Source organism: Bradyrhizobium sp. WYCCWR15520 (assembly GCF_056174665.1).
This window is the reverse complement of the sequence record NZ_JBWBWM010000003.1, coordinates 1-25,432: the sequence shown is the minus strand read 5'-3', so window position 1 is coordinate 25,432 and position 25,432 is coordinate 1. Positions and strand designations below refer to the sequence as shown.

The following is a 25,432-nucleotide window of genomic DNA, read 5'->3' as shown; positions in this document are numbered from 1 at the left end:
GGAGGCTTCACACATGTACCGATCATCGCTCGCGCTGGCCTTTGCTGCCCTGTGCTCCGCGCCCGCCGCGGCCAGCGACCTCTCATCCGTCTACGTGGCGCCGGGCGGAGTTTATGCGCCCTCCTCGAACGTCTATGTGCGCCCGGGGGCGGCCTATCGGCAATCGCCTTACGCAGAACCCGGTTACGGCTATCGCTCCTACGAAGCGCCTCCCCCTGCCTTCCGCGCCCCGGCAGCGGTCTATGGCGAATACGGCTACCCCGCGCAGCCGGTCTATGTGGACCGAGCGCCCGCCTATCCCGAGCGCTACTACGCTAAGGAGCGTTACTACGCGCAGGACAATGACTACGCGGTCGAATACGCGCCGCGGCCGCCGCTGCCCGTACCCTACCGCGCGCGAGCGCGGTGCGACGACGGCTATGGCAGGTGGTCGTACTGCGACTAGGCTGACGGCTCACACGGGTTCGTTGCCGCTCGGGCGGGGCGTCGGTCGGAATTCGACCGACGCCCGCCTCCCGGGACCTTCGGCCGCTTTGCCGCTTTTTCCCAAAACTTATCATTTGTGAAGCAAAAGGCCCACCGCAGGTGTACTCTCCGAGAACGAGCGAATCGAAATAATACTTGGCAATTGATTGTAAACCTGGAGGCCGCGGGATCATAAGATCGGGCGGCCTTTCGCTGGGTTGATGAGCATGACACATCACGATGTCCCCTTCGTGGTCTCGCTAATCTGGCTGACAGCACTCAGCAGTGGATTGGTCCTACTGCTTTTTGAGTGAATATGGCCTGAGGAAGCTGCCAGGCACCACGGCGCGTTTGCGCCAACGACGCGGGCCGCCAGAGCTTTATTGTCGGCGCTTGCCTGGCGCGCCACTGCTTCAAATCCTTCATCGAAGGCGGCGTCGTTCAAACGTGTCCCGTAAAATTGCGGTAACCTTGCGATCCAGGACGTCAAGACGGCTACGGAGCTCCGATTGTTCGTCCGATATGACGCGCTTGACGGTGACTTCGACGATAACAGACAATACGTAACAGACGAATGCTGCCGCCAGAATCGAAGAGACCAGCGGTCGAAAGTCGGGAGTCACATTCCAAAAAACAAGACCTACGACGAGGGCCGCTATCCAGATGACGGCCTTGAAAAATGTTTTCATTTAAAGTGCTCCGGCAGAAGCCCGTGCCGTCCACTTCCGATTGCCCTGCCTCCAACAGGGCGAGGCAGCACACGAACAATCGATTTTCAGGGCACGAGTTCCCGTAACAAAGGCGACGCTCCGCTGGAACAATTTGGGCCAGGGCCGACAGAAGCGACCGAGGTAGCGCGCTTGCACGCGCAACCATTTCTGGATGCGGTTCTTGCAGCGCGCAGTCACCATCCCCAACAATCCTTGCGGGCTCGCGCAAATCAGTGCCGCCGTAGCTCGCTGGAGCGAACGTGGAAGCGAGACCCATCGCTTGCCTGCGCTTCGCCCTTCCCCCTGCTGAAGCCTACAAGGTACGGATATGCCAGCAGGGGTCGAATTGCTGGCCGAGGGCCGTGCGTAGGATGGGTCGAGCGTGGCGAAACCCATCACGCATCTGGCGCACGTGATTGATGTGTATCGCTACGCCCACCCATCCTGCATGCTGCAGCCTGACCGACCCACAGATCCTGCGGACATGCCCGCGACGCCGCCGGACTTCATCATCGAGAAGTCGCGCGCGTGTTGGTGAGAGCAACAGCTACAATTGCCGCTCTGCTCAAGCGGCGGGCCTGACGGGTTGCGATGGACTGCCTTTTTGTTGCTCGGTCTCGAGCGCCTTGGCTTGCGCGCGACATTCGACTGCGAATGCCTGAAGCCGGTCGGCAGTGAGCATATCGATAATGGCTTTCGAGACCCTCTCGGCGCGGGTTGCTTGCTGCAGCAGGTGTTCGAGCTTACTCATGACACAGCCCTCAATTTTCCGAAAAAGATTTGAGGTGAATTGTTCGGTCGGGCGATGCCCCATTCTTGCCGAACAGCCGGCAAGTTCTGTGAACTGGCTCACGCCGCCACATCACAATTCGATCAAGTGGCGTCCGCTGACGGTATTCCGCGGGATGTTTTCGCGAGCACAGGCCCGTTTCATTGCCTTCGAACAGGATGCGCCGTGCGGTGCCTTCGAGATCGTCGCACTGGCCCTTATAAGCGCTCCTAATAAGGGCGCCTCCGCTAAATTATTATGCAAATCAATTACTTACCTGACCCGAGAAATTGTTGGGCCTCAGCAACGCTGAAACAAAAATTGATGGAACTCTGAAGAAAAACGGGGAAAAACCCAAATGCAGTCTTGATTTGCCTCCTTTCTTTTTCGCGGGGCGCTTTGTGAGTAACGCGTATGACCGATCAACAATTGGCAATTCAGGCAATTGGCGAGGCCCAATCCATACTGGAAGAATACCTGCAACCCCGTCCTCAGAACAATGAGCGTGTCCTCGACAAGCTGGTGGAAGTTCTCGAACGCCCCGATGTGATGGCTGCCGTGAGCCGCTTGCAGCAGCGCAGTTGCTTCGAGGCGCCCAAATGAGCAAGCAGCTTTCATCAATGGCTCTGACGGCTTTCGTTGCGGCGCTGTTGTTGGGAATGCCAAGGGTGGAAGCAAAACAGCAATGCAGCGCCGCGATGCCGTCAGATCCGAACGGAAAATGGTGGTCGTATCGTCTCATCGACGGACGAAAATGCTGGTACGAAGGCAAGCCGGGGCTTTCGAAAGCCCTGCTGGAATGGCCCAAGGGCGTGGCCGCGCAACCATTGCCTAAGGACGAGCCCGCGCAACCGTCGCGCAAAGATGTCAAGAATGTCGTGAACATGGTCCCGGAGAAGCGCTTCAATCCACTGGACGCGCAGGCCTGGGCGCCGAAGGAAGCCGTGCAAGATTGGGCACCGGAGGAAGCCGTGCAAGCGCGGGCACCGAACTACATCCCCGAGACTTTTGATGCGCTATGGAGCGCGAGGATTTGGCTTTTAGGTCGCTAAAAGGTTGACCTGCGGCGCTCCGTTTTTCGCTTCGGCTTTTCTGTCCACTGATCTCTGTTGCTGAGCGCGTAGGATGGGTGGAGCGAAAGCGATACCCATCGCCTCTTCGCGCGGCATCACTGCACCTCAACGCGCCTACTTATCCCGATGAGTTCATGTTGGTGTTGCCGCCTATTCCCCGGCGGATCGCAACTCGCTCGTCGGTCCCCATCCCTTTCGTAGAGCGCGCGGCCTTGCCGCGTCGATCGAAGAATCGCGCAGCAAAGGCCGATTTCGCGGCCCCTCTCGTCGGCCAGCGCCAAAAAACGTTTGGCAAGTCCCCCTGCGCCGATGCGCTGGCTCCACGAAGAGGCTGAGGATTACTTGGCCACTGCCCGCATAGGACAGCCACTGCTCTTCGCATCAATCGCGCAGCAGCACGGCCTCTCGAAGGGTCCGGCTCGAGCCCAAGACGGAGGCGAGGCCCAGCGCCATCAGCAGCACGCCAAGCCAGGTTGCCATCCAGCCCCACCCGTCGTCGGCCGCCTCGGCGATGGGAGAAGAGACCGGCGCGGCTGAAGGAGCGGAAACGGCAGCCGCGTCGCGTGGGGCCGGTGCGGCTGCCAGAAGCGTCTCCGCGTCGAGCCGGCGCGGCGCGGGCTGGTCAGGTGTGAGTTGATCGGTCGCGCCGTTGGCGACGGCTGCCGGCGGCACAAAGGCCGCGGCCCCCGTAGCCGGGGCGGAAGCGGCATCAACCACGTTGAGTTCGGGAGCGGGCCGCGTCGGCTGAGACGTTTCCGCCGGTGCGGAGCGCAGCATCTCCGCACGCGCATCCATGACCGCCTTGTTGCGCCGCGCGGTTTCATTCTCCTCGGGAGCGGCGACACGAGGCTTCGCGGTGCGATGACGAACCTGCTTCACCGTCGCGGTCCCATCGGCAGCCTGGAACCAGCACTTGCGGCGCCCCTCAGAGCGATAGACCCAGCGCTGCCCCTCCGCCGTCGACGTACCGGGCCGTGGCAAGCACTCCCTTTCCTTTTCCGCGGGGGCAGGCTCAGTGGCTGTCTGGGGAGGAGAGACATTGAACAAGTCTGCAAGAGGATTCGAAGACGCAGGCGAAGTCGGGAGACCTACGAGAAGTACAAAGGCAGCGATGCAAAATCGCAGATGACCGGACATGAGAACCCCAGAGTTGCGCCCCCTCGGAAACGACCTTTGGCCGCGACATGGGTCACAATAGGGCTCAAATCCGGCAAGGCGGTGGATTCATTCTGATCTGGAGAGCAAGACCGGGGCCCCGGTCCTGTAGCCGCGCGGAAGGCGTGCAAGGTGGCTTCTTATTTATCTTGAATCTCGATGGGTCGTAGAAACTCGGTAAGTCCGTTGCATCGATGTGGCGGGACTGCCCCCATGCACTGCGGCACCTCAGACCGAAGCCGTTCCAATGAATCAGATTTCGCAGTCGATTGAATTCAAAGCTTTGCGCAACCCACCAAACGCGCTTAGCCGACAGGGTTCGGTGTTGCTGGCGGCCTTTCGCCGCTCAGAAATAGTAGTTCGGTTGATAGCGGTGATCTTTGGTTTCGACTTAGGACGAGCCCCGGTAGTGACCTTCTTTGATTTGGGATCGTGTCGATGGCGGATGATCACCCTCGGGGGCTCCGAAGAACTGATACTGATGCTTTCCGACGGAGAAATGCGCTCGTCGACTAGCGCAGGCTGAGCTGGTGCCTCGCTGCTCGCAGCGGCAATTTCAAGTCGATCAGCCTTCGCCAACGCAACATGTGAATCGGAAGTGCCTACGGTTGTCTCGACAGGGGGCTGGACGACCACTACCGCACTACGCATTGGAGTTCTGAGTTCCATTGCCGCTAGTACTCCTACACCCAATGGGATGAGGAGGCCCACCAACACCATCTTCAGCATTATGCTTCTCCACTTGTTCAGTGGCGGTGAAAATTCTCCGGTCTAATGCGACAACTTGGTGGCGGCTCACGGAATAACTCGACCCCCGTAGAGCCTGTTTGCCGATAGGGTTAACGTCGGCCCGGATGTTTCCGACGCGCGAATGTTGAATGGAGGAACAAGATCGCTTGCCAGGCGGAAAAGGAGGCTCGCGCCAGCCGAACGCGTGGAGAAAAAGCAAGCGTAGCCCGGATGAGTGACTTGTCCCCTAACTCAACGAGCGTAGGCGGAAGCGACATCGGGGTTGGTAATGCCGAGCCCCGCATATCGCTTTGCTCATGCGAGCTACCTGCATTTAGATCGTTAAGATTTTGTCCGGCAGTAGCTATCCTCGTGAATGATCCACGAGGATGACGCGACGTGAAGGCGTCTAGGTTGGGATGCCGATTTCTTTGATCGCCTGAGCAGAGATGTCGGCCGGCTCGCGGATGCCGGTCTGTGCAACTTCGATGATTTTCTTGGCGAGAAGTTCAGCCAGCGGATCGCCTCGGTCAACGATGCCGATGGCGCGCAATGCTTGCTCATAGGCGGTCGTCAAGCGGCTGATCTCTTCAGGCCCCATCGGCATATTTTGCAACAGGCGATAAATCGGCATGGGGCTGTTCCCCTCGGGTGCTTTCGGTAAAGCATCATACCACGGAAGTTCGGTGCGGGAACAAGTGGCAATCGAACAGCGTTTATCGATGAGGGCAGCCGATGAGGAGGAGGCGTACATGCCAGTTCTGCTGCTTTGGGCCGTCCCGACCGTGATCGTTGTCGGTGGCCTCGGATACTATTTTCTTCGTGTTGTTCAATAAGCGGAATTGCGAGAGGGAGGGAAAGGCCCGGCTCGGAATAACGACCGGGTCTTTCTCGGCCCTTGAAGGACGCTTCGCGATGGCAGACAAGCGCGCTTTGAAATTGATTGGCATCATCTTTGCCGTTTTGATCCTGATGGTTATTTCGATGGCGGCTGCAGTGGTGGCCGGTCACGCCGCGAGAAGCGTCAACGGTCATTATCTTCAAGTGCCAGACCTTCATGACTAGCTCGCGGGAATGGGCGATGCAGCGCGCGGGCGCGACGGTCATTGTCGCATTTGCCGCGAGTATGTGGGTAGCAGGACAACGAATGTCGCTCCGCTCGTCCGGGTTGCGCTTGTTGAAACCATAGAGGCGGTTACGAGCTGATCGCAGAAGTTAATCCGGGCCTCTGAGTTCAGAAGAAGAAACCCAATTGCGGTCCGGAGACGGCCCGATCTTTCTGCCTCGCCGCAGATTGGCGGCTTGAAAGATCGCAACCACAACAATCACAGGCAGTAATCCAGCTGCGCCCAGCAGACCTAGTTCCATCCACATGGCAGCGCTCACTCTGTTACGCCCCACATCCATAACGTGTCTGCCTCAAAAGCAGTTCGACCGTGATCGTCAAAAGTCGCAGGAACCCAATTCCGTCTTCGGCGTTGCGCCGTAGGATGGGTAGAGCGAGGCGAAACCCATCACCTATCGACGTACGCGATCATCACCTATCGACGTACGCGATCGATGGGTATCGCTTCGCTCCACCCATCCTACGTGCTACGTGCAGCACCGTCTTTGCGATGAGTGTCCTCATTCCGAAGCCGTTCGTCCTTACTCCCAGCGCATCGCCATCTCGCTCGTCGGCCCCCACCCCAGCCTTTCGTACAGTGGCCGACCCTGCTTGGTCGAATGCAGGATCGCATAGCCGACGCCACGTTCGCGCGCCCTCGCCTCGGCCAACGCCATCAACTGCGTCGCCAAACCCTTGCCGCGGTGTTCGGGCTCGACGAAGACGTTGAGGATATACGCGCGGCGGTGGTCGGTCGGATGGCTCGGATGCGGCGGCCCAGTCGATGATCATCATGCCGAGGCCCGCGATCACGACGCCCGCCTCCTCCAGCATCCAGCCGAAATAGCTGCCGTCGCCAAGTCGTGGTGCGAGCCATTGCTCGAAAGCCGCCGTCATCTGCCGCAGCGATTCACGCGTGCGGCCGGAGGCGGCGAACATTCGCTCGCGGTGCTCGCAGATCAGTTTGAGATCATGTTCTGCGACGGGTCTTGCTGTGATGGCCATGAGGCGCGGTCCCCAGTAGCGTGTATGAAGGATGGAGCGACTTGTTCGCCGTAGCTCCTCCAGCGAAGGCGGAAGCGATACCCATCGCCCCTCCGCGCATGGAGTTAAGGGTAAGTTGGCTGCGCCCATTGCAACACAGGGAAACTGCTATATGTTAGATTCATTCGATCAGCCTGTGCCTTGTTGAATGCGCCCGCAGGCTCAATCTCTCGCTCGTCTGACGCCCGTCGCGCTTTTCCACGGATGTACTGGAAAGCGCTATGCCCGTTCGGCCCAAGGGTTGAGCGGGTTTTCGTCGTGAAATTGAGGGGAAGAACATGGTTAGCAGAAAATCGGGCGAACCTTCCCCTGAAAGCATTGCGAGAGCAAATCGTCTTAGGATCGCGGCCGAGGAGGGAAAAAAAGCTTTGGTCGATGTCGAACGGCAAGCTATTGCGGTTCGCGAAAACATGGCGCGCTTGCGAACTTTGAGGGAAGCCGAGGAAGCGAGAAGGCGCGAAGACGAGCGTAATGCGGCCGACGTGCCGGCAACCAAAAGCAAGCGGAGGAAGTCAGCTTCCAAGTAGGAGGGAAGCCTGGCTCGATGTCCATGACGGGGCTATCGGCACGTATACCCGACTGACGCTCACTGCGGTCCCTGCCACGCGAACATTCGGCAGCTGCCGCGCGCGGCGACCAGACGTCTCCACTCCATCGCTAACGCTTTGGCTTGCACGCGGGCAGTCGGCTGCGAATGCCTGAAACAGTTCGACGGCTAACGTCGAGAATGGCTTTCGAGAGCCTTTCGGCGCGGGGCCGCGCACCAGCCTCAGGCTTCGGCTTTGATCGGATCTGCGGAAGTCTGGGCTTCATGGACAAGCCCGCAGGTCCAGCATCTCAAGGTCCAATGCTCGAAGCCGGGTCTTCCCGGCACAACGCGCAGCACCTTCACGCAGGCCTGGCACATCGGACAGCGGGACAGAGTCTCGCGGGGCGAAGGCTCGTTGGTCAGTTGCGGGTCGAGCATGTGGCGCTCCCAGTTTGCGGCGGGAGCACAACACTCTCAGTCACCGACGGTTGCCATGGACGAAGCGGTGATGACTGATAGCTTACACCGAAATAACGCCTAGCGTATGTCAAGTAAGGGTACATAGGGAAGCTGCTATCGCTGTTTCCGGAAGTCGATACTGCGCAGGATGATGCCGGGCGATGCCCCCTCGAACTCGCTCAACTGATATTTGCCGGCGGTGCAGGCTTCGACGCGCTCACGCAACCGCATGAATTTCGTCTCACGCTGGCCCGTTCTCGCGCGCACCACACCCTCCAGCTCATCCATGGCGGACCCGCAGGAGCGTCATACGTCTCACTCCTTCAAAGCGTCGCGCGATCATTGCCTCAGCCCTGCTCGGTGAGCCGGTCAAAATCCTCAAGAATGGCGGCGACGAGGTCACGGTGCCGCGTGTCGTCCGGCGGCAGTCCTGCGGCATACAGCGTCATAACGTAGCGCGCCTTGACGGCCGCCTCCGGCCACGAGGCGGCGGGAAACGACAGCAAGTGACGTTCGATCTCCGCTTGGCGCTCGCGCAGTTCCAGCGCATGGGTCTCCACCTCCGCCAGCGCACGGCGGAGGTCGGTCGCTTTCTGCGCCGCCATCCCACGGTGGCTATCGAGGTCGAGCGGCTCGTCAGCCATCGGAAGCACTCGCATCGACGCGCTGCGCGTCCGCCAGATCGACCGAGCCAATCGAGACCATCTCCGTTGCGAGGCCGCGCGAGCCTTTCGCCGGCACCATGATCATGGTGGCGACGCGACGGAACGCCGCGAACGACAGTCCGTCGATTTTCTCCTGATCGGTGATGACCTCGTAGTCGCCGGCGGGCAACAGGCGATCGATGCCTCTGATCCGGAACGGGTGCTTGAAGGTAACGACTTCACGTCGGGACACGATAGCCACGTGCGCCTGCCTTTCCTCGAAGACGCCTGCGCCGGCGTTTGCCCCGAGAGCAGCATGCGCCCCTTCAGTCCCAATAGCTATCGCTTTTCTTGCCGCGCGACGAATAGATTCCTTGCCGCGTCCTGCGCGCGCTCATGCCGCGGTTGGCAGGAAGCGTGGTGGCGCTCGCTATTGTGGGGATATCGGCGTAGGGTCAGCGATCACCGCATTTCCTACGGCATCCATCGGTGACTGAGGGCCGCGCGCTCCCGCCGCAAAGAAGCAGGAGCATTCTCTTGCGGCAATTTGGCTTGGCCGAGTGGATCGTGCCGCCCGTGATCATCGCAGTGTACCCAGCGATCATTGTGATCGCGGTGGCCGTCCTCCATGCCTAAAGCGTTTTATAGCGAGGCCGGCACTCATTCGCTCAAGGCAAGCGCATTGGGAAAACAAGCGCGAGCTGCCTCCAGGCGATCGCAACTGAAATACCTGATCGGCGGCAATCATGAAGGCGTCCGCGAAAATCTCGGCCGCGCTACGGCGGCGGCCGCGCTCAGGAAGGCCAGACAGCTTCTGCACCAAGGCTATGTGGACGTGAGGATCTGCACCCCGCGCGGGCAGGTCCTCCTGGAGAACGAATTCAATCATCTCGAAAAACAGGAGGAGACCGACATGGCCAAAGAGCGACGCGGCAATCGGGAAGTCAAGAAACCCAAGAAGGAAAAGATCAAGGTGATAGCCGCCGCGCCCAGTCAGAAGGCCGGGGACTGGCAACCGATCTTGGGTTCCAGCAAAAAGAAGTAGTTGCGTGGGGGACGCCAACGCAGAACTGCGACCGACCGCCCACTTCCTCAGCGATGCTGAAAGCCGCTGATGCATGCCTTGGGGTCACCCCTCTACTATGACGGCAGCGCGTCGCAAGGTGCCCCCCATCGGGAGCACTCCGCACATGGGTTGTGAGCGGCACGACGGCGGTCATGATCGCGACCTTCGCATCCGGGTGTAGGACGTGACTAATTCAATTGCCCAAATTGCGACGCGCTGAAAACGCGTTTCGCCGGGCGGCAGCCAGCGATCCAGTATTCCAGAGACGCCAGCGATAGAGCCGATGGGCCGCGGCGTACTGGGTATCCCGCCTGCGCGGAGTACGATGAGTTCGGTGCGAGGAGAGCATTCGGGTACGGCACGAGAATCCCCGGTGTGCAATTGCACACCTGACGTCTGGTCCTTCGGACCATCCCGGAATGACCGTCTCAATATCCCCCGTTAACCCTTTGCTAACCATACACCCGGCAAATATTGCCGGGTGAAGTCGAGTGTCGTCGGCCGCGTAAAACGGGAGGAACCCCGTGGACGCCAGTGCGGTGCCTCACTTTCGAACCGGCGGCCCTTCGGCCGCCGCGAAGACGTTTGGCGCCCGCGGGCGTCAGTCGCGGGGGGATGCGGCTACCATGGTCGATGTCACGGCGGGTCAGGGCGGCGCAGGCACGGGCGGCAAATTTCCGAGCCTCAGCGAAATCGGCGATATCCTCAAGCGCGGCGATCTGGCGCTGGCGCTCGGCGTCCTCGTTATCCTGGTGGTGCTGATCCTGCCGTTGCCGGCGATCGTGCTCGACCTGTTCCTGGCGATCTCGATCACGGTGTCGATTCTGATCCTGATGACCTCGCTGTTCATCCAGGCGCCGCTGGAATTCTCCGCATTCCCGACCGTGCTCTTGATCTCGACCATGCTGCGGCTGTCGCTGAACATGGCCTCGACGCGACTGATCCTGTCGCACGGCCACGAAGGCACCGCGGCCGCCGGCCACGTCATCGAGGCCTTCGGCAACTTCGTGATGTCAGGTAATTTCGTCATCGGAATTATCGTGTTCGCGATTCTGGTGATCGTGAACTTCGTCGTCATCACCAAGGGTTCGGGTCGCATCGCCGAAGTCGCCGCCCGCTTCCAGCTGGATTCGATGCCCGGCAAGCAGATGGCGATCGACGCCGACCTCTCCGCCGGCCTGATCGACGAAAAGACCGCCAAGGCGCGCCGCAAGGAACTCGAGGACGAAAGCGGCTTCTTCGGCGCCATGGACGGCGCCTCGAAATTCGTCCGCGGTGATGCCATCGCGGGCTTGCTGATCGTGTTCATCAACATCGTCGGCGGCATCATCATCGGCGTCGCCCAACAGGGCATGAGCTTCGGCGACGCCGCCCGCACCTATACCATTCTGACCGTCGGCGACGGCCTGGTCACGCAGGTGCCGGCGCTGATCGTCTCCACCGCGGCGGGCTTGCTGGTCTCGAAGGCCGGCATCACCGGTGCGGCCGACAAGGCGCTGATGAAGCAGCTTTCGGGTTATCCGCAGGCGCTCGGCATGTCCGCCGGCGTGATGCTGGTGCTGGCGCTGCTGCCGGGCATTCCGATGATCCCGTTCCTGGCGCTCGGCGGCGGCGCCGCAGCGCTGGCCTGGAAGGCGCGCAACCGCAACGGCGCCGCCAGGGAGGCGGAAGCGGCTGCAGCGGCAGCGCCCGAACTCGCAGCCGCAGCCGCCCAGGCCGCTGCCGAAGAGCCGATCGCCACCGCCCTCAAGATCGACGACCTCAAGATCGAACTCGGCTACGCGCTGCTGCCGCTGGTCAACGGCCCTGACGGCACCGACCGCCTGACCGAACAGATCAAGGCGCTGCGCCGCTCGCTCGCGATCGAAATGGGCTTTGTGATGCCGGCGGTGCGCATCCTCGACAACGTCCAGCTCGAGGCCAACACCTACGTCATCAAGATCAAGGAAGTGGACGCCGGTTCCGGCAAGATCTGGCCGAACCAGTTCATGGTCATGGACCCCGCCGGTAACCAGGTCGGCGTGCCCGGCATCCACACCGTTGAGCCGACCTTCGGCCTGCCGGCCACCTGGGTCGATGCGGCTCTGAAGGAAGAGGCCTCGCTGAAGGGCTACACCGTTGTCGATGCGGCCACCGTGCTGTCGACGCACCTGACCGAGCTGCTCAAGAACAACATGAGCGACCTGCTGTCCTATGGCGAGGTGCAGAAGCTCCTGAAGGACCTGCCGAAGGAGCAGGGTGAACTGGTCAAGGACATCGTGCCGAGCCAGGTCACGGTCTCGGGCATCCAGCGCGTGCTGCAGCTCCTCCTGGCCGAGCGGATCTCTATCCGCGACCTCTCCACCATCCTCGAAGGCATCGCGGACGCGCTCGCCTTCTCGCGCAACCCCACCATCATGGTCGAGCATGTCCGCGCGCGGCTAGCGCGCCAGATCTGCGCGCAGAACACCACCTACAACGGCTATCTGCCGCTGATCGCGCTGTCGGCGCGCTGGGAGCAGGCGTTCGCGGAATCGATCGTGGGTCAGGGCGAGGAGCGCAGCCTCGCGATGCAGCCCTCAAAGTTGTCGGAGTTCATGACTTCCGTGCGCAACGCCTTCGAGCAGGCGGCGCGCGAGGGCGAGGCGCCGGTACTGGTTACCTCGGCTGCAATCCGCCCGTTCGTGCGCTCGCTGGTCGAACGCTTCCGCTCGCAAACCACTGTCTTGTCGCAGGCCGAGATCCATCCGCGCGCGCGGCTGAAGACGGTCGGCAGCGTCTAGGAAGGCGGGCGGCGGGGCGCAAATCAGCGGTAAAAATGGCGAGGCGATTTCGCCACATGCAAACGGTTTGTTAAAATCGGGAAAATTGGCGAGATTCTGCGCCGCCAGCGCTTCGGCTGGCATAACGTATTGTAGCAGATAAACAATCGTTCATTTTCGTCGCCCGCGCGCGATCCCTTGATCGCAGCCGTTCAAGTCTTTTCACCGCCTTGTGATCGCCCCTTTGGAACTGAACGGCGGATTCCTACGTTTCCTGACGCGAGACGTTGAACCAACCTGCGGACGCATCCAACAAATCCGTAGGCGGGAAGGCGGCAGGAGACTTCCATGAACCACTCGATCTACAGCGCAGATCGCACGACCCATCTCAAGATCGTGGTCGTGGCGCTCGTGGCAGGTATCGTGGTCGCCGGGTTCAGCATCTCCGCACGCACGACCTCGGATGACGGTCTCACCCAGACCGCGAGCACGCGCGTGATGAAGGCCGGCAAGCCGGTCGCGATTACCAGCTCAGGCAACTCAGTCGTACGCTAAAGGAGAGATTTCACGGAATTCACGCGGCTCTTTACAGCCCCCCAAAGTCGCCGTGTGGATAATCAAGACCCCAACTACCCCCAAGTTGACTACGAAAACGCCCGCTCCCCACGGGCGTTTTCTTTTTGTGGGGTGTAGCGCCGTCGGAATTGTACCTTAGCCTAATGTCCGGAATGCCCATCGCCAGTAGATGATTTGTCACCGCCTAGCCATTCGGTCCCTGTTCCTGAACCGCTTGCATCTTTGTCCGATTTCACTTTCGTGCCTTGGCGAAGCGCAAAACCGATAAAGCCTACGAGGAGCAAGAGAGCGAGAAGTGGCCCCAGCCAGGTAGGCACCGCGAACTCCATTTCGATCGTCTTAACGTGGCGGAGCGCCAGCCGGCACCGTCTCGATCAGCTTGCCGGTAAAGATCGGCGCCGAGGTCGGCTTGCCGCTCGGCGAGCCGCCAGCCTGCTCGACGGTAACCGCATAGGTCGCGGCGTTGATCGTGCCGGCGTCGAAGTCGGCCAACACCGGACGCGCGGTGAAATCGCTGCCGCCGATCACGCCGAGCGAGCGCGGTTGCGGCAGCTTGTCGGAGATCAGCCAGAGCTCAAAACTCTTGCCTGGCTCGGCGTCGGCACCGACCTTGCGGACGGTGAAATTCTTCGTCGCCGCATCGACCGTCAGGATGAACGCGGGCGAGCCGCCGTCGCGCTGCAGCAGCGCGACATATTGCGCTGACGGCACCGGCGATGGCGCCGGCGTCTTCACCTCGACCGTCTGGATCCGCGGCTTTGGCCGCAGCGCCTCGGGCAACAGATCCGGCTGATAGACCTGCACCGCCAGCATCGCGACCAGCGCCGCGGCCAGCGCGCTGGCAATGGAAGCGATACTGCGCCAGCGCCTGGCCCGGGCGGCCGACAACTGGATGACGTTGGAATTATCAGCGGCAGCCGGCGGCGGAGCGGCAGCCGGCGCTTCGGCTGCTGGTGGCGCCTCGGCCACGGCAGGTTCGGCCGACGATGGAGACGGCGGCGGCTCGTGCAGCACCAGCGGCGCCCGTTGCTCGGTGGAATGTCCGATCGCGGCCTTGATGTTTTCCCACACGATCGGCCGCGGTTCGACGGAGCCGACCATCTGGTTCAACACGCCGAGCCGGTATTCCCAGGCGTGGACCAGCGCGCTGTATTCGGTGTCGACGGCCATCATGGTCTCGACCTGCGCGCGCTCGTCGGCATCGAGGGTGCCGAGCGCGTATTCCGCGGCGAGCGCGATATGGTCTTCGCTATGGGCCATCGTTCAAGATCCGGACCGCTAGAGCCCGAGACACTCCCTTATATCCATCATGCTGCGGCGCAGCCACGTCTTCACCGTATTCACTGGCGTCTCGAACTTGGCGGCGAGCTGCTCGCGGCTCCAGCCGTTGTAATAGGCAAGGAGCACGAGCTTCTGCCGGTCCGGCTCGAGACGGCCGACGCATTCCAGCAACCGCTTCAACTCTTCCGTCATCTCGCGCCGCGCCAGCGGATCGGGCGAATCGGCGGCCACTTCCATCGCGGCCGGCTCCTCCTCGATCGAGCTTTCGCTCTTCTTGCGCACCACGTCGATCGCCCGGTAGCGCGCGATCGACGCCATCCATGTGATCGGCGAAGACAGGGCCGGGTTGAACTGGCCAGCACTGTTCCAGATCTTGACGTAAGCCTCCTGAATGACCTCCTCCGCGAGATCTTGACGCCGCAAGATACGGAGCACGACGCCGAAGAGTTTCGCGCGCGTGGCGGCGTACAGGCGCTCAAAAGCGGCCTCATCCCCCTTCGCCACCGCGGCAATCAGCCAGACCAGCTCCGCTGGCGTCAGCATTCAGCGTCCCCCAAAATCTCGATCCTTCACCCGCGTCCTACGCCGGAGCCGACGAGAAGTTTCGTAGCATACCTTGCGTCAAAAGGGCCACCAAGTGGCCCGGGCCGGCGAGCCCGCAACGAAAAACCCGGGCCTTGTGGCCCGGGTTTTCGATTGTGTCGAAATCAGCGGAGGCTCGTCAGGCGACGCCAAGCCGGGCGCGCATCAGGCCGATTGAGTCCATGTCGGCCTGCTCCCGGGCGCTCTCCTCGGCGCGCTCGCGCGCCTGGTCGCGCTCGTCGAGCAACTCGACCTTCTTCAGCTCCTCGAACGCTTCGCTCAACAGGCTCTTGGCGTCTTCGAGCTGGATGCGCAGTTCGTCGGCGGAGCGGGTCAGGTTTTCGCGGCGCTGGATCGCGGCCTTGGCATAGGTCGGGTAGGCGAAGTGGGTCGGATCGTTGATCCCGGCCCGCTCCTGCTCGGTCTGGATTTCGCGCTCGAGATCGACCGACATGCGCTGGAAGTCGGCAATCATGCCTTCGATCTGGGTAACCCTACGGCGCTTCTCGTCGACCTGAAATTTCTTCAGGCGGATCAGCGTTTCTCGTGACTTCATCGACTCATACTCCCCAGAAGTCCCAATCTGAACGCGGGACGGAGCCGGCTCCCCGGGGGGCCCCACCGGCGTCGTTAATCATGTGCCGGGGATGATGGCCTGACAAAGTTAGCGTTCCGTTTCCAAATTGCCGAGGATGTGCGCCAAGTGGCGATAGCCGTCATCCAGGCTTGATTTTTCATCCTTGGCCTGGCGCAGGAAGCCTTCGAGCGGCTCATGCAGCTTTACTGCCTCGTCGACCTCCGGACTGGAACCCGCCCGGTAGGCGCCTAACCGGATCAGTTCCTCCATATCGGCGTAGGTCGCCATCACCTGCCGAGCCCGCGTGATCACGGGCAGATAGTCGGGATTGGCCGAGCGCGGCATGGTGCGCGAGACCGACTTGAGGATGTTGATCGCGGGAAACCGGCCACGTTCCGCAATCGAGCGTTGCATCACGATGTGGCCATCCAGAATGCCGCGTACAGCGTCCGCGATCGGCTCGTTATGGTCGTCGCCGTCGACCAGCACCGTGAAGATAGCGGTGATGGTGCCGATGCCGGTTCCCGGCCCTGCCCGCTCCAGCAGCTTCGGCAGTTCCGTAAACACCGTCGGCGTATAGCCCTTGGCCGTGGGCGGCTCGCCGGCCGACAGTCCGATCTCGCGCTGCGCCATCGCAAAGCGCGTAACGGAGTCCATCAGGCACAGCACGTCCTTGTCCTCGTCGCGGAAATACTCTGATATCGCGAGCGTCAGATAGGCGGCCTGCCGCCGCATCAAGGCGGGCTCGTCCGATGTCGCCACGACCACGACCGAGCGTGCCAGACCCTCGTCGCCGAGATCCTCCTGCAGAAATTCCTGCACCTCGCGGCCACGTTCGCCAATCAGGCCGATGACGGTGATGTCGGCATCGACATTGCGCGCCAGCATCGACAGCAGCACCGATTTGCCGACGCCGGAACCGGCGAAGATGCCGAGCCGCTGGCCGCGGCAACAGGTCAGGAAAGTATTAAGCGCCCGCACCCCGAGATCGAGCGGCGGGCCGACGCGCTTGCGCGAATGCGCCGGCGGCGGCGCGTTGCGATAGGGCATCGGCGATGGACCCTGCACCAGCGGCCCCTTGCCGTCGATCGGTTCCCCCATGGCGTTGACGACGCGGCCGAGCCAGGCCGGTGACGGCCGCACCTGACTGGCCGCGGTCGCAATGACTGCACGGCAACCGCGCCTGACACCGTCGAGCCCACCGAACGGCATGACGACAGCATTGCTGCCGGAAAACCCGATGACCTCTGCCGGGATGAGTCGGTTCCCGCCGGTATCGATGACGATCCGCGCGCCGACCGACATTGCATGGATCGGCCCCGCGATCTCGACCATCAGCCCGCGCACGCCCACAACACGGCCATATATATTGACGCCGTCGATATCGCCGATTTGCTCCGCGAGTGCCTTCATTGCGAAAACCTTAAGTTTCCACGTTTTAGCCGGTACCGCTTAACCTCGTGTTTACCCGCATCATTAATCATTGCGTCACTGTCTTTGGTGACTGAGAGCGCTTGCCCGTCAGAAGAAGGGCAAGTCGCGGGAGTCGGTTAGGCCCGCCTCTTAATGTGGAGACTGAGCGCGCACGGTTAGGAAAAGCTGCTTCGAAGCAACATCTTAGGGCGATTCGATAAAAATTGCACTTAAAGAGCTTGCGAACCGGAATCAGAGTTTGTTAACCATGTGTCTGTCAGGATCCGAATCAGTTGTTCAAAGGCGTTTTGAGTGCCGCAAGTGCGGCCGACCTGACGCCCGGAGCGGCGGACTACAAGGGGACTGGCATGCGCGTTTTGCTGATAGAAGATGACAGCGCCGTCGCGCAGTCGATCGAATTGATGCTTAAATCCGAGAGTTTCAACGTCTACACGACGGACCTCGGAGAAGAAGGCGTCGATCTCGGTAAGCTTTACGACTACGATATTATCCTTCTCGACCTCAACCTGCCCGACATGTCCGGCTACGACGTGCTCAAGCAGCTTCGGGTATCCAAGATCAAGACTCCCATTCTGATCCTCTCCGGCCTCGCCGGTATCGAGGACAAGGTCAAGGGTCTCGGCGTCGGCGCTGACGACTACATGACCAAGCCCTTCCACAAGGACGAACTGGTTGCCCGCATCCACGCGATCGTGCGGCGTTCCAAGGGTCACGCCCAGTCGGTCATCCAGACCGGCGACCTCGTGGTCAATCTCGATACCAAGACGGTCGAGGTCGGCGGCCAGCGCGTGCACCTGACGGGCAAGGAATACCAGATGCTGGAGCTGCTCTCGCTCCGCAAGGGAACCACCCTCACCAAGGAAATGTTCCTCAACCACCTCTATGGCGGCATGGACGAGCCGGAGCTGAAGATCATCGACGTCTTCATCTGCAAGCTGCGCAAGAAGCTCGCCAACGCCTCCGAAGGCCGCAACTTCATCGAGACCGTGTGGGGCCGCGGCTACGTGCTGCGCGAGCCGCACGAGGCGGACGAGCGCATCCCCGCCTGATCAGGGTTTACAGCTAGCCAGAAGGCTCACTCCATCCGACTGGACCCCGCCCGAAACGGCGGGGTTTTTGTTTGGGCCCGCAGCTTACCGCGACAAATTTCGCTTCCCCCGGATTGAAACCCGCTTGGCGGTGTCTCGTAGCTGACTGAATTGTCCGCAAACGAAGGGGGAAGCCATGGAAAACGTCAGACTGGTTGCCGCTATCGCGCTCGGATCGGCATCGGGCGCGCTCATCGGCTATTCGGCGCTCGCCGGCGGCGACAAGGTCGCCTTCCCGGAGAATTTCGACAAGGGCACGCTCTACGCCACGGTCGATCGTTACGACAACAAGCAGTATCGCGAGCTCTTTGCGACGCCGGCAGCGGTCGATGCAGTTCGCAAGGGGCAGCCGATCCCGAGCGGCACGGTGCTGATGCTGGTGCAATACAAGGCGCAACTCGATGCGGCCGGCGAGCCGCTCAAGGATGCCAACGGCCGTTTCCAGAAGGGCGACCTTGTCGCCTACACGGTGATGGAGAAGCGCGACGGCTGGGGGACCGAGTACAAGGACGACATTCGCAACGGCGAATGGGAGTATCAGGCGTTTGGCCCGGACAAGAAGGTCAACGACAAGGCCAATTTGACGGCCTGCTTCACCTGCCACAAGCCGCATGCCGGGCAGGATTTCGTTATCTCACTGGCGGGCCTGAAGGGCACGCCCGAAGGCGCCATGGCAAAGCCCGCGCCGGGGCCCGGCGTGGTCTCGATCGCCGACTTCAAGTTCGGGCCGGAGACCGTCGTCGTCGGCAAGGGCCAGACCATCACCTGGCACAACGCCGATTCCTCGCCGCACCAGGTAACAATCACCGGCCCCAAGGCGCAGCGCTCTTCGATCGCGCTGAAAGGCCAGACCACCCAGATCACCCTCGCCGATGCTGGAACCTACGACTACATCTGCGGCCTGCACCCGGCCATGAAGGGCAAGATCGAGGTCAGGGAATAGCCGGCGGCGTCAAGGCTGCTATATGGAGGATTTGCGAACCCCGCCCGAAATGGCGGGGTTCTTGTTGGGCAGATGGATTCTGTCAACTGGGCTATCGACAAGGCCGCCGGCAGCACTTTGCCGTGCCGTGGCGGCGCAGGCCGACCGACACGGCATTCTGACAGTCAGGAGCGCGCGAGGGCGTCGAGCTTGCCTCGAAGCTCATCAATCGCCGGCTTTGCAATCTCGCCAGCACCGGGCGTCGCCAGCACCTTGTCACACATCTGGTTGATCGTGGGGGTCGCGACCACAATCAGCTTTACGAGGGTGCTCCTTCCTTCAGGAGAGAGCTGCGTCGCGCGCGAGCTGACCTCATTCAATTGAGCTGTTGCCTCCCTCAGTTTGGGCAGGGCAGCCTCGGCCGATGCGGCATCGGTGATGCCGGGAAGCACGGTCCTGATGGACCCAACCGAGGAGTTGATCTGGTTCGCCAGATTCATTCCTCCGACCGTCAAATCCGTCGGCGCCGTCCCCACGGTTCCGGTCGCGGTCCGCGTCGTGGAGGGAGGCGACACCTGAGCGACCTGGTCTTCCCCTGAACGACCAAGGGCTAACCAGATGAGACCACCCAATACCACCGCCGCGACCAACCAGTACGGCCAATACGGTGCCGATGTCCTACTCGCCACCGCCGAGGCTGCCTGACCAGCCCCGTAAATGGTCCGCTCCGAAGCCTCTGCAGCTCGGCCGCCAGCCGCGCTGGCTGTCGCCGCACCGCTGCGCAAGCTTTCAGTCGCTCCGTCAATGAGACCGGCGGCACTCAACTGACCGGCGAGACCGGACGGTATTGCCGCGGCGATCTGATCCTTCTGCGAAGTGAGACGAGACACCAGCCCACTTGCGTCAAGACCCGTGCTGGCTTGCTGCTGACCTAGCGCACCAAGCACCAGCGGGCCAAGCATGCTGAGCATCGACTTGCTGGTGCCTTCACCGATCCCCGCGAACTTGCCTATCGTCTGTGCCATTGTGTCCAGCGTTCCGCCACCGAACAGGCCCGAAAGCATGTTCGATCCCGTTTCCGCCAGCGTGTTCTGGCCGGAACCGCCGATGAGATTCTTGAAGCTCTCAAGCGACTCGGATTGCTGTGTCAGCGTGTTGGTGAGTTGCCGTGCCCCATTAGGAGTGGAGGCAACGTCAGCGAAGCTTGCAAGGAGCGCGGGAATCGCACCTGCGATGGCTTTTTGCGCAACATTGCGATCAAGACCCAGAGCAGAAGCGATCTTCGCTATCATGTCCGGCGTGAGGCATTGCATCACTACAGAGACCAGGTTCGTGGCCATGGCGATCCTCCTGAGCAGAGTGCAGGTATTTTCTCAGGTAGTTCGTCCAGCCCGGATTGCGTCTCCAAAGTTTAATCACCTTATATTACAACCTCCCCGGGCCGATCCGAGTTCCACGAAAGCTGCCACGATTTCACCCACACCCTGCGGGCCGCGGCTGCTGCGCAAGCCCTGTGAAGCTCACGAGCCAATCCCCGCCTGACCTATGACGAGCTGCAAGGCTCACTTCTCCCGACTGGACCCCGCCGCAAATGCAAGGTTTTTGTTCGGACAGAGAATTATTGGGATTGAACCCGCCGCCCCGATGCGCCGACTGACAGATCGTGCGACCCTCAGGGACGCACGAGTTGGGGCGAATTCCATGATCCTGCAATCGCTTGCCGGGCTGCCGGCGTTTCTGGTGTATTTCTGCACGGCGATCGTCGCCGTGGTGGCCTACCTCTTCGTCTACACCCGCGTCACGGCGCATAACGAATTCGATCTGATCCGCGCCAACGAGCCTTCGGCCGCGATCGCGCTGGGCCTGAGCCTGCTCGGCTTCGTGCTGCCGCTGGTCAGCGCCATCACTCATTCGGCCAATGTCTGGGACTGCCTGATCTGGGCGGGAATCGCGCTGATCGTGCAGATCATCGTCTATTACCTCGTCAGGGTTCCCGTGCCGAAGCTGTCGGAGCGGATAGCGTCCGGCGAACTCGCTGCCGCGATCTGGCTCGGGCTGTCCTCGCTGGCCGCGGGCGCGCTGAACGCCGCCTGCATGGTCTACTGACCATGGCAGACAAACCAAACCAGGATTTTGGCAAGCGCAAACCGGTCTCGGTGCCGACTTCGCCACGTCCCGTTCCGCCGCCAGCCAAGCGCTCCGGCCATGTCGCCCTTCTGTTGATGGGTACCTTTGCGGTCGGCAGTGCCGCCTACACGCTGATGCCGAGCCGCACCTGCGAGCAACCGTCGAACGCGTACGCATCGCCGACGCAAAACCCGGCCGAATGCTCGTCACGCAGTTCTTCCTCGAGCTCTGGCGGCGGCTCCGGCGGCGGATCGTCAGGACGCAGCAGCTATTACAGCAGCGACTCCTCCTCTTCCTCATCATCGAGCCATTCCTCGTACGATTCCGGGTCGCACTCGGCGCAGCGCGGCGGCTTCGGCTCGTTCGGGCACGCCATCGGCTTTTCTGGCGGCTGAATTTCATGCAACGCATCCCCTGCCCCGAACGCGACGATTGGCGTGCCACCGCCGAAGGCGTTGGATTTAGCTTTCACACCATTAACGGCGAACGCTATTGGGACGAACGGGCCTATTACGCGTTCACGCTGAACGAGATCGAACGGCGGATCGAGGCACCCACCGCCGAGATCGACGCGATGTGTCTCGAACTGGTCGGCCGCGCGATCAAGGACGAAAAATATCTGCGCCGGCTGAAGATACCGGAAGCGTTCTGGCCGCTGATTTCCGAGAGCTGGCGCCGCCGTGACCCTAGCCTCTATGGCCGGCTGGACCTAAGCTATGACGGCTGGAGTCCCGCGAAACTCCTGGAATACAACGCGGACACGCCGACCTCGATTTTCGAAGCGGCGGTTTTTCAGTGGACCTGGCTCGAACAGGCGATGGAGCGCAACGTCATCCCGAAGCGCGCCGACCAGTTCAATTCAATCCATGAGCGCCTGATTGACGCCTGGAAGAAGCACGGTGGCGCCAAGCATCTGCATCTCGCGGGAATGACTGATAATCCCGAGGATGGCGGCACGCTGGCCTATCTGCAGGACACCGCGAGCCAGGCCGGCTTGAAGACCACGCTGATGGACATCAAGGACGTCGGGCTCGGCGGCGATGGCCGCTTCGTCGATCTCGAGGACCGCGCCATCGAGCTTGCCTTCAAGCTTTACCCCTGGGAATGGATGTTTCAGGACGCGTTCGGCGCGAAGCTGTCGAGCGCGCCGACACGCTGGATCGAGCCGCCCTGGAAAGCGATCCTCTCCAACAAGGGCATCCTCCCCCTGCTGTGGGAGATGTTTCCGAAGCACCCCAATCTGCTGCCGGCCTATTTCGAGGACGATCCAAAGGCAACCATGCTCGGCTCCTCGTTCGTCCGCAAGCCGCTGTATTCGCGCGAGGGCGCCAACGTCGCGCTCGTCAGTGCCGGCACCACGCTGGCGGAGCAGCAGGGCCCGTATGGCGCGGAAGGATTCATCCGGCAGGCGTTCGCGTCGCTGCCGAGCTTTTCCGACCAGTATCCGGTGCTCGGAAGCTGGCTGGTCGATCACACGCCGTGCGGGCTTTCGATCCGCGAAGACGAGAACCCGATCACCGGCAACACGTCGCGCTTCGTGCCGCACGCGATTCTATAGCGCGGCGGGCATCCGAGGCACGGGCTGAAGAACGAGATCAGCGCGCTGCGGCAACCGCCCGCAAAGTTTGCGGCACCAGGGTCGACGCCCCCACCCTGATCACCGGAGCGATGTTCGGACGATAAAGTCCACGCCGATCCGGATAGGGCTTGAACGTGTTGGTAATGCCGACGACGGATTCGGCCGCGCCCAGCGCCAGCACGCCATCGGGCTCCAGCATCCGGGACAGCCGCTCGAAAATGTTGGTCTTGGTGTTCTGATCGAAATAGATCAGCACGTTGCGGCAGAAGATGACATCGAACACGCCGAGATGCGAGAAGTCCTGCAGCAGGTTGAGCTGACGATGCTGCACCATGCTGCGGAGCTCGGCGTTGATCTGCCAGAGCTCGCCGTTCTGGGTGAAATATTTCACCAGCAACTGGATCGGCAATCCGCGCTGCACCTCGAACTGGCTGAAGATGCCGGCCTTCGATTTCTCCAGCACCGCCTGCGACAGGTCGGTCGCAACGATCTCGGTACGCCAGCCGGACAATAGCGGTCCGGCCTCCTTCAGGCACATCGCGATCGAGTACGGCTCCTGCCCCGTGGAGGAAGCCGCGCACCAGATGCGCAACGTGCGGCGGGCAGCGCGCGCCTGCACCAGCGCCGGGATCACCGTCTCCCGCATATGATCGAACGGGATCTTGTCGCGGAAGAAGAATGTCTCGTTGGTGGTCATCGCCTCGACCACCTCGGCCGTCAGCGCGCTGGCCCCGCCCTTCATCTTTTCGACGAGTTCGGAAATGCCCGGCAGGCTGGACTTGCGCGCGAGCGGCAGCAACCGGCTTTCGACCAGATATTGCTTGTCGGCGGAAAGATCGAGCCCGGAGCGCTCTTTCAGAAGCTTACGCAGATACTCATAGTCTGAAGGCGTCACGAACGATCTCCCGAAAACAACCGAACCAGTTTGGGCGCAATCTGATTGAGCGGCAGGACTGCCGCGCAAATACCTGCATTGGCGGCCGCGCCCGGCATGCCCCACACCACGCTGGTGGCTTCGTCCTGGGCAATCACGCTGCCGCCGGCGGCGACGATCTCCTTGCCGCCGCGCATGCCGTCAGAGCCCATGCCGGTCAGGATCACCGACATGATGCTGCCCTGCCAGACGTCGATCGCGGAATTGAACAGCGGGTCCACAGCGGGTTTGCAGAAATTCACCGGCGGTCCGTCGTCGAGCGCGATCGCCGTCTCGGCGCCGTGACGCACGACCCGCATGTGGCGGCCGCCCGGCGCAAGATAGATCCGCCCGGGCTTGACGATCTCGCCGTCAACGGCCTCATGCGCCGGCCGGCGGCTTGCGCGCGCCAGATGCTCGGCGAGAATGGTGGTGAAGGTCGGTGGCATGTGCTGGGTGATCAGCACCGGAAAGCGGTCGATCACCGGCCCGATGTCGGCGACCAGCGCCATCAGCGCCTGCGGACCGCCGGTCGACGAGCCGATCAGGAGCACGCGCGGCGCCAGCATGCTGAAGGACCGGCGCGCGAGCTGCAGTTGCGGAGCCGGCGCTGCGACCGGATGGGGCAGCACCTCGCGTATCCGGTCGGGAGCCGGCGCCAGCGCCGGGCTCGCGGCGGGCGAGGCACGACGGCGGGCTCTGGCGCCGAGATGACGGATCTTCTGGATCAGGTCGTGGTGGAAGGTCTCGGCGGCGGATGCCTCGCGGGTGCTCTCCGGCTTTGGAATATAGTCGGAGGCGCCGAGCGAAAGCGCCTTGAAGCTGATCTCCGCGTTGCGGCGGGTCAGCGTCGACGCCATGATGATGACGAGGTCGCGCTTTTTCGCCAGCAGTTGCGGCAACGCCGAAATGCCGTCGAGATCCGGCATTTCGATATCGAGCACGGCAACATCCGGCTTGATACGTTCGATCTGGTTGACGGCGTCGAGACCGGTACGCAAGGAGGCGGAGACCTCCATATCCGGCTCGGCGCCGATCCAGCGCGAGATCATCCCGCGGATCACGACGGAGTCGTCGACCACCATGACGCGCAGCTTGTCCTGCCGTGTCGAGATTGGCGGCGGAGACTTCGTTAACGCAACACTCATTACTTCACCCGACCCAACTCAAGCGTACACTTACAAGAACAACGCCGAAGGCCGCTGAGCCGCCGGGATCACTAACGCGAGAGTCAGAGCAGACCGACTTCCTGGAACTTCGCGGTGACGATGTCCTTGTCGAACGGCTTCATGATGTACTCGTTGGCGCCGGCATGCAGCGCACGCGCGATGTGCGCGACGTCGTTCTCGGTGGTGCAGAACACCACCTTGGGCGCGTCGCCACCGGGCATGCGGCGCAGATTGCCGAGGAATTCGTAGCCGTCCATGACCGGCATGTTCCAGTCGAGCAAGACCGCTTCGGGCATTGCACGCTTGCAGGCTTCAAGCGCCTTCTCGCCGTCCTCGGCCTCGACGATCTGAAAGTCGAGACCTTCGAGGATGCGGCGTGCGACTTTTCGGATGACGCTCGAGTCATCGACGACCAGACATGTTTTCATTTTAGGCCTCCAATTGCACCAGATCCCAAGAGGGATGTTTTCATTCCAGCTTCGGTCTTCATGCCGCCATCAGGTCCGGCACGATTTCGAGAACGCGATCGACGTCGAGGACGACCATGAGCTGGCCGTCGAGGCGGTGAACGCCGCCGGCGAGCTTGGCCATGCGGGGATCGAGGTTGACGGGGTTTTCCTCGCAGCTGGCGTCGGGCAGCCGCAGCACCTCGCCGATCTGGTCGATCAAGAGGCCGTAGGACTCGCCGCGCAGGT

Annotated in this window: 34 protein-coding genes; 16 read left to right on the top strand and 18 right to left on the bottom strand. The window is 61.8% G+C overall.

Features of this window, described 5'->3' with window-relative positions; translation table 11 throughout:
- Positions 1 to 13: 13 nt before the first annotated feature.
- On the top strand, positions 14 to 445 hold the full coding sequence (locus AC0QUY_RS03830) for a hypothetical protein (RefSeq protein ID WP_161852115.1): 432 nt from the start codon (positions 14 to 16) through the stop codon (positions 443 to 445).
- A gap of 442 nt (positions 446 to 887) precedes the next feature.
- Here AC0QUY_RS03830 and AC0QUY_RS03825 read toward each other — a convergent pair whose 3' ends face one another.
- The gene (locus AC0QUY_RS03825; protein WP_161852114.1) at positions 888 to 1,154 is read right to left on the bottom strand and encodes a hypothetical protein; all 267 of its coding nucleotides are present in this window, start codon (positions 1,152 to 1,154) and stop codon (positions 888 to 890) included.
- A gap of 403 nt (positions 1,155 to 1,557) precedes the next feature.
- On the opposite strand from AC0QUY_RS03825, the gene AC0QUY_RS03820 reads away from it, so the two are divergent.
- Positions 1,558 to 1,713: a hypothetical protein gene (locus AC0QUY_RS03820; protein ID WP_161852113.1), complete on the top strand. Its 156-nt coding sequence runs from the start codon at positions 1,558 to 1,560 to the stop codon at positions 1,711 to 1,713.
- 27 nt (positions 1,714 to 1,740) lie between these two features.
- Here AC0QUY_RS03820 and AC0QUY_RS03815 read toward each other — a convergent pair whose 3' ends face one another.
- Complete coding sequence (locus tag AC0QUY_RS03815) at positions 1,741 to 1,926, bottom strand: hypothetical protein (RefSeq protein WP_161856418.1); 186 nt, start codon at positions 1,924 to 1,926, stop codon at positions 1,741 to 1,743.
- Between AC0QUY_RS03815 and AC0QUY_RS03810 the strand changes: the two genes are divergently transcribed.
- The 3 genes from AC0QUY_RS03810 to AC0QUY_RS03800 all read left to right on the top strand — a co-directional run bounded on the left by AC0QUY_RS03810 (position 1,925) and on the right by AC0QUY_RS03800 (position 2,996).
- Positions 1,925 to 2,257, top strand: a complete 333-nt coding sequence (locus AC0QUY_RS03810) for a hypothetical protein (protein WP_475385830.1) — start codon at positions 1,925 to 1,927, stop codon at positions 2,255 to 2,257. The genes AC0QUY_RS03815 and AC0QUY_RS03810 overlap by 2 nt on opposite strands.
- Before the next feature lie 101 nt (positions 2,258 to 2,358).
- Entirely contained in the window at positions 2,359 to 2,547 is a 189-nt protein-coding gene (locus tag AC0QUY_RS03805; protein ID WP_161852112.1) for a hypothetical protein, read from the top strand.
- Positions 2,544 to 2,996: a hypothetical protein gene (locus AC0QUY_RS03800; protein WP_202639392.1), complete on the top strand. Its 453-nt coding sequence runs from the start codon at positions 2,544 to 2,546 to the stop codon at positions 2,994 to 2,996. Before AC0QUY_RS03805 ends, AC0QUY_RS03800 begins: the two co-directional genes overlap by 4 nt.
- A gap of 402 nt (positions 2,997 to 3,398) precedes the next feature.
- Here the strand turns inward: AC0QUY_RS03800 and AC0QUY_RS03795 are convergent, their stop codons facing one another.
- The gene (locus tag AC0QUY_RS03795) at positions 3,399 to 3,998 is read right to left on the bottom strand and encodes a hypothetical protein (protein ID WP_475385829.1); all 600 of its coding nucleotides are present in this window, start codon (positions 3,996 to 3,998) and stop codon (positions 3,399 to 3,401) included.
- 421 nt (positions 3,999 to 4,419) lie between these two features.
- Between AC0QUY_RS03795 and AC0QUY_RS03790 the strand changes: the two genes are divergently transcribed.
- Positions 4,420 to 4,698, top strand: a complete 279-nt coding sequence (locus AC0QUY_RS03790) for a hypothetical protein (protein ID WP_475385828.1) — start codon at positions 4,420 to 4,422, stop codon at positions 4,696 to 4,698.
- Between the two features lie 612 nt (positions 4,699 to 5,310).
- Here AC0QUY_RS03790 and AC0QUY_RS03785 read toward each other — a convergent pair.
- Positions 5,311 to 5,535 carry a hypothetical protein gene (locus tag AC0QUY_RS03785; RefSeq protein WP_475385827.1) on the bottom strand — a complete coding sequence of 75 codons (225 nt, stop codon included), beginning with the start codon at positions 5,533 to 5,535 and terminating at the stop codon, positions 5,311 to 5,313.
- A 281-nt stretch (positions 5,536 to 5,816) separates the two neighbouring features.
- On the opposite strand from AC0QUY_RS03785, the gene AC0QUY_RS03780 reads away from it, so the two are divergent.
- Entirely contained in the window at positions 5,817 to 5,966 is a 150-nt protein-coding gene (locus AC0QUY_RS03780) for a hypothetical protein (protein WP_475385826.1), read from the top strand.
- A gap of 472 nt (positions 5,967 to 6,438) precedes the next feature.
- On the opposite strand, the gene AC0QUY_RS03775 is transcribed toward AC0QUY_RS03780, so the two are convergent.
- Positions 6,439 to 7,011: a hypothetical protein gene (locus AC0QUY_RS03775; RefSeq protein WP_475385825.1), complete on the bottom strand. Its 573-nt coding sequence runs from the start codon at positions 7,009 to 7,011 to the stop codon at positions 6,439 to 6,441.
- Positions 7,012 to 7,328: 317 nt separating this feature from the next.
- Here AC0QUY_RS03775 and AC0QUY_RS03770 point away from each other — a divergent pair, with 317 nt between their 5' ends.
- Entirely contained in the window at positions 7,329 to 7,577 is a 249-nt protein-coding gene (locus AC0QUY_RS03770; protein ID WP_475385824.1) for a transcriptional regulator, read from the top strand.
- A 242-nt stretch (positions 7,578 to 7,819) separates the two neighbouring features.
- On the opposite strand, the gene AC0QUY_RS03765 is transcribed toward AC0QUY_RS03770, so the two are convergent.
- From AC0QUY_RS03765 to AC0QUY_RS03750, 4 genes are all read right to left on the bottom strand, one after another.
- Positions 7,820 to 8,017 carry a hypothetical protein gene (locus tag AC0QUY_RS03765; RefSeq protein ID WP_475385823.1) on the bottom strand — a complete coding sequence of 66 codons (198 nt, stop codon included), beginning with the start codon at positions 8,015 to 8,017 and terminating at the stop codon, positions 7,820 to 7,822.
- Between the two features lie 135 nt (positions 8,018 to 8,152).
- Complete coding sequence (locus tag AC0QUY_RS03760) at positions 8,153 to 8,305, bottom strand: hypothetical protein (protein WP_475385822.1); 153 nt, start codon at positions 8,303 to 8,305, stop codon at positions 8,153 to 8,155.
- An 80-nt stretch (positions 8,306 to 8,385) separates the two neighbouring features.
- Positions 8,386 to 8,682 carry a hypothetical protein gene (locus AC0QUY_RS03755; RefSeq protein ID WP_475385821.1) on the bottom strand — a complete coding sequence of 99 codons (297 nt, stop codon included), beginning with the start codon at positions 8,680 to 8,682 and terminating at the stop codon, positions 8,386 to 8,388.
- Entirely contained in the window at positions 8,675 to 8,944 is a 270-nt protein-coding gene (locus tag AC0QUY_RS03750; protein ID WP_161852104.1) for a hypothetical protein, read from the bottom strand. Before AC0QUY_RS03750 ends, AC0QUY_RS03755 begins: the two co-directional genes overlap by 8 nt.
- Positions 8,945 to 9,310: 366 nt before the next feature.
- On the opposite strand from AC0QUY_RS03750, the gene AC0QUY_RS03745 reads away from it, so the two are divergent.
- The 3 genes from AC0QUY_RS03745 (at position 9,311) to AC0QUY_RS03735 (ending at position 13,044) form a co-directional block, all read left to right on the top strand.
- Positions 9,311 to 9,727 (top strand): hypothetical protein, encoded by a 417-nt coding sequence (locus AC0QUY_RS03745; protein WP_475385820.1) that lies wholly within the window; start codon positions 9,311 to 9,313, stop codon positions 9,725 to 9,727.
- 647 nt (positions 9,728 to 10,374) lie between these two features.
- Positions 10,375 to 12,510 carry a flagellar biosynthesis protein FlhA gene (flhA, locus tag AC0QUY_RS03740; protein ID WP_475386038.1) on the top strand — a complete coding sequence of 712 codons (2,136 nt, stop codon included), beginning with the start codon at positions 10,375 to 10,377 and terminating at the stop codon, positions 12,508 to 12,510.
- A 327-nt stretch (positions 12,511 to 12,837) separates the two neighbouring features.
- The gene (locus AC0QUY_RS03735; protein WP_475385819.1) at positions 12,838 to 13,044 is read left to right on the top strand and encodes a hypothetical protein; all 207 of its coding nucleotides are present in this window, start codon (positions 12,838 to 12,840) and stop codon (positions 13,042 to 13,044) included.
- Positions 13,045 to 13,404: 360 nt separating this feature from the next.
- Here the strand turns inward: AC0QUY_RS03735 and AC0QUY_RS03730 are convergent, their stop codons facing one another.
- The 4 genes from AC0QUY_RS03730 to fliI all read right to left on the bottom strand — a co-directional run bounded on the left by AC0QUY_RS03730 (position 13,405) and on the right by fliI (position 16,918).
- Entirely contained in the window at positions 13,405 to 14,325 is a 921-nt protein-coding gene (locus tag AC0QUY_RS03730; RefSeq protein WP_475385818.1) for an anti-sigma factor, read from the bottom strand.
- Positions 14,326 to 14,343: 18 nt separating this feature from the next.
- Positions 14,344 to 14,889 (bottom strand): sigma-70 family RNA polymerase sigma factor, encoded by a 546-nt coding sequence (locus AC0QUY_RS03725; protein ID WP_475385817.1) that lies wholly within the window; start codon positions 14,887 to 14,889, stop codon positions 14,344 to 14,346.
- A gap of 178 nt (positions 14,890 to 15,067) precedes the next feature.
- Positions 15,068 to 15,484, bottom strand: a complete 417-nt coding sequence (gene fliJ, locus AC0QUY_RS03720; RefSeq protein ID WP_161852100.1) for a flagellar export protein FliJ — start codon at positions 15,482 to 15,484, stop codon at positions 15,068 to 15,070.
- A gap of 108 nt (positions 15,485 to 15,592) precedes the next feature.
- On the bottom strand, positions 15,593 to 16,918 hold the full coding sequence (fliI, locus tag AC0QUY_RS03715; protein WP_475385816.1) for a flagellar protein export ATPase FliI: 1,326 nt from the start codon (positions 16,916 to 16,918) through the stop codon (positions 15,593 to 15,595).
- Positions 16,919 to 17,286: 368 nt separating this feature from the next.
- Between fliI and ctrA the strand changes: the two genes are divergently transcribed.
- Both ctrA and AC0QUY_RS03705 read left to right on the top strand, forming a co-directional pair.
- A complete protein-coding gene (gene ctrA / locus AC0QUY_RS03710) occupies positions 17,287 to 17,988 on the top strand; it encodes a response regulator transcription factor CtrA (protein WP_016848562.1) in 702 nt (233 codons plus the stop codon).
- Positions 17,989 to 18,163: 175 nt separating this feature from the next.
- The gene (locus tag AC0QUY_RS03705; protein WP_475385815.1) at positions 18,164 to 18,970 is read left to right on the top strand and encodes a cytochrome P460 family protein; all 807 of its coding nucleotides are present in this window, start codon (positions 18,164 to 18,166) and stop codon (positions 18,968 to 18,970) included.
- Positions 18,971 to 19,134: 164 nt separating this feature from the next.
- On the opposite strand, the gene AC0QUY_RS03700 is transcribed toward AC0QUY_RS03705, so the two are convergent.
- Positions 19,135 to 20,289 (bottom strand): DUF937 domain-containing protein, encoded by a 1,155-nt coding sequence (locus AC0QUY_RS03700; RefSeq protein ID WP_475385814.1) that lies wholly within the window; start codon positions 20,287 to 20,289, stop codon positions 19,135 to 19,137.
- A 361-nt stretch (positions 20,290 to 20,650) separates the two neighbouring features.
- Between AC0QUY_RS03700 and AC0QUY_RS03695 the strand changes: the two genes are divergently transcribed.
- From AC0QUY_RS03695 to AC0QUY_RS03685, 3 genes are read left to right on the top strand one after another with little or no spacing between them, the layout of a single operon-like run.
- The gene (locus AC0QUY_RS03695; RefSeq protein WP_475385813.1) at positions 20,651 to 21,055 is read left to right on the top strand and encodes a DUF350 domain-containing protein; all 405 of its coding nucleotides are present in this window, start codon (positions 20,651 to 20,653) and stop codon (positions 21,053 to 21,055) included.
- 2 nt (positions 21,056 to 21,057) lie between these two features.
- Entirely contained in the window at positions 21,058 to 21,471 is a 414-nt protein-coding gene (locus AC0QUY_RS03690; RefSeq protein WP_475385812.1) for a hypothetical protein, read from the top strand.
- Between the two features lie 5 nt (positions 21,472 to 21,476).
- Positions 21,477 to 22,634 (top strand): glutathionylspermidine synthase family protein, encoded by a 1,158-nt coding sequence (locus tag AC0QUY_RS03685; protein WP_475385811.1) that lies wholly within the window; start codon positions 21,477 to 21,479, stop codon positions 22,632 to 22,634.
- Positions 22,635 to 22,671: 37 nt separating this feature from the next.
- On the opposite strand, the gene AC0QUY_RS03680 is transcribed toward AC0QUY_RS03685, so the two are convergent.
- The 4 genes from AC0QUY_RS03680 to AC0QUY_RS03665 form a co-directional block, all read right to left on the bottom strand.
- Positions 22,672 to 23,550 carry a CheR family methyltransferase gene (locus AC0QUY_RS03680; RefSeq protein WP_161852093.1) on the bottom strand — a complete coding sequence of 293 codons (879 nt, stop codon included), beginning with the start codon at positions 23,548 to 23,550 and terminating at the stop codon, positions 22,672 to 22,674.
- Positions 23,547 to 24,716, bottom strand: coding sequence for a protein-glutamate methylesterase/protein-glutamine glutaminase (locus AC0QUY_RS03675; protein ID WP_161852092.1), 1,170 nt, complete (start codon positions 24,714 to 24,716; stop codon positions 23,547 to 23,549). The genes AC0QUY_RS03680 and AC0QUY_RS03675 overlap by 4 nt, the downstream gene beginning before the upstream one ends.
- 83 nt (positions 24,717 to 24,799) lie before the next feature.
- On the bottom strand, positions 24,800 to 25,165 hold the full coding sequence (locus AC0QUY_RS03670) for a response regulator (RefSeq protein WP_057834994.1): 366 nt from the start codon (positions 25,163 to 25,165) through the stop codon (positions 24,800 to 24,802).
- Between the two features lie 58 nt (positions 25,166 to 25,223).
- A partial coding sequence (locus tag AC0QUY_RS03665) for a chemotaxis protein CheW (protein ID WP_475385810.1) occupies positions 25,224 to 25,432 on the bottom strand: 209 nt, incomplete at its 5' end.

What these genes read in the sequence shown, in the direction of transcription:
- AC0QUY_RS03830 (WP_161852115.1), top strand. Translation starts at nt 14, where the DNA reads ATGTACCGATCATCGCTCGCGCTGGCCTTTGCTGCCCTGTGCTCCGCG.
- AC0QUY_RS03825 (WP_161852114.1), bottom strand. Translation starts at nt 1,154, where the DNA reads ATGAAAACATTTTTCAAGGCCGTCATCTGGATAGCGGCCCTCGTCGTA.
- AC0QUY_RS03810 (WP_475385830.1), top strand. Translation starts at nt 1,925, where the DNA reads ATGACACAGCCCTCAATTTTCCGAAAAAGATTTGAGGTGAATTGTTCG.
- AC0QUY_RS03815 (WP_161856418.1), bottom strand. Translation starts at nt 1,926, where the DNA reads ATGAGTAAGCTCGAACACCTGCTGCAGCAAGCAACCCGCGCCGAGAGG.
- AC0QUY_RS03805 (WP_161852112.1), top strand. Translation starts at nt 2,359, where the DNA reads ATGACCGATCAACAATTGGCAATTCAGGCAATTGGCGAGGCCCAATCC.
- AC0QUY_RS03800 (WP_202639392.1), top strand. Translation starts at nt 2,544, where the DNA reads ATGAGCAAGCAGCTTTCATCAATGGCTCTGACGGCTTTCGTTGCGGCG.
- AC0QUY_RS03790 (WP_475385828.1), top strand. Translation starts at nt 4,420, where the DNA reads ATGAATCAGATTTCGCAGTCGATTGAATTCAAAGCTTTGCGCAACCCA.
- AC0QUY_RS03785 (WP_475385827.1), bottom strand. Translation starts at nt 5,535, where the DNA reads ATGCCGATTTATCGCCTGTTGCAAAATATGCCGATGGGGCCTGAAGAG.
- AC0QUY_RS03780 (WP_475385826.1), top strand. Translation starts at nt 5,817, where the DNA reads ATGGCAGACAAGCGCGCTTTGAAATTGATTGGCATCATCTTTGCCGTT.
- AC0QUY_RS03775 (WP_475385825.1), bottom strand. Translation starts at nt 7,011, where the DNA reads ATGGCCATCACAGCAAGACCCGTCGCAGAACATGATCTCAAACTGATC.
- AC0QUY_RS03770 (WP_475385824.1), top strand. Translation starts at nt 7,329, where the DNA reads ATGGTTAGCAGAAAATCGGGCGAACCTTCCCCTGAAAGCATTGCGAGA.
- AC0QUY_RS03765 (WP_475385823.1), bottom strand. Translation starts at nt 8,017, where the DNA reads ATGCTCGACCCGCAACTGACCAACGAGCCTTCGCCCCGCGAGACTCTG.
- AC0QUY_RS03755 (WP_475385821.1), bottom strand. Translation starts at nt 8,682, where the DNA reads ATGGCTGACGAGCCGCTCGACCTCGATAGCCACCGTGGGATGGCGGCG.
- AC0QUY_RS03745 (WP_475385820.1), top strand. Translation starts at nt 9,311, where the DNA reads ATGCCTAAAGCGTTTTATAGCGAGGCCGGCACTCATTCGCTCAAGGCA.
- flhA (WP_475386038.1), top strand. Translation starts at nt 10,375, where the DNA reads ATGGTCGATGTCACGGCGGGTCAGGGCGGCGCAGGCACGGGCGGCAAA.
- AC0QUY_RS03735 (WP_475385819.1), top strand. Translation starts at nt 12,838, where the DNA reads ATGAACCACTCGATCTACAGCGCAGATCGCACGACCCATCTCAAGATC.
- AC0QUY_RS03730 (WP_475385818.1), bottom strand. Translation starts at nt 14,325, where the DNA reads ATGGCCCATAGCGAAGACCATATCGCGCTCGCCGCGGAATACGCGCTC.
- AC0QUY_RS03725 (WP_475385817.1), bottom strand. Translation starts at nt 14,889, where the DNA reads ATGCTGACGCCAGCGGAGCTGGTCTGGCTGATTGCCGCGGTGGCGAAG.
- fliJ (WP_161852100.1), bottom strand. Translation starts at nt 15,484, where the DNA reads ATGAAGTCACGAGAAACGCTGATCCGCCTGAAGAAATTTCAGGTCGAC.
- fliI (WP_475385816.1), bottom strand. Translation starts at nt 16,918, where the DNA reads ATGAAGGCACTCGCGGAGCAAATCGGCGATATCGACGGCGTCAATATA.
- ctrA (WP_016848562.1), top strand. Translation starts at nt 17,287, where the DNA reads ATGCGCGTTTTGCTGATAGAAGATGACAGCGCCGTCGCGCAGTCGATC.
- AC0QUY_RS03705 (WP_475385815.1), top strand. Translation starts at nt 18,164, where the DNA reads ATGGAAAACGTCAGACTGGTTGCCGCTATCGCGCTCGGATCGGCATCG.
- AC0QUY_RS03700 (WP_475385814.1), bottom strand. Translation starts at nt 20,289, where the DNA reads ATGGCCACGAACCTGGTCTCTGTAGTGATGCAATGCCTCACGCCGGAC.
- AC0QUY_RS03695 (WP_475385813.1), top strand. Translation starts at nt 20,651, where the DNA reads ATGATCCTGCAATCGCTTGCCGGGCTGCCGGCGTTTCTGGTGTATTTC.
- AC0QUY_RS03690 (WP_475385812.1), top strand. Translation starts at nt 21,058, where the DNA reads ATGGCAGACAAACCAAACCAGGATTTTGGCAAGCGCAAACCGGTCTCG.
- AC0QUY_RS03685 (WP_475385811.1), top strand. Translation starts at nt 21,477, where the DNA reads ATGCAACGCATCCCCTGCCCCGAACGCGACGATTGGCGTGCCACCGCC.
- AC0QUY_RS03675 (WP_161852092.1), bottom strand. Translation starts at nt 24,716, where the DNA reads ATGAGTGTTGCGTTAACGAAGTCTCCGCCGCCAATCTCGACACGGCAG.
- AC0QUY_RS03670 (WP_057834994.1), bottom strand. Translation starts at nt 25,165, where the DNA reads ATGAAAACATGTCTGGTCGTCGATGACTCGAGCGTCATCCGAAAAGTC.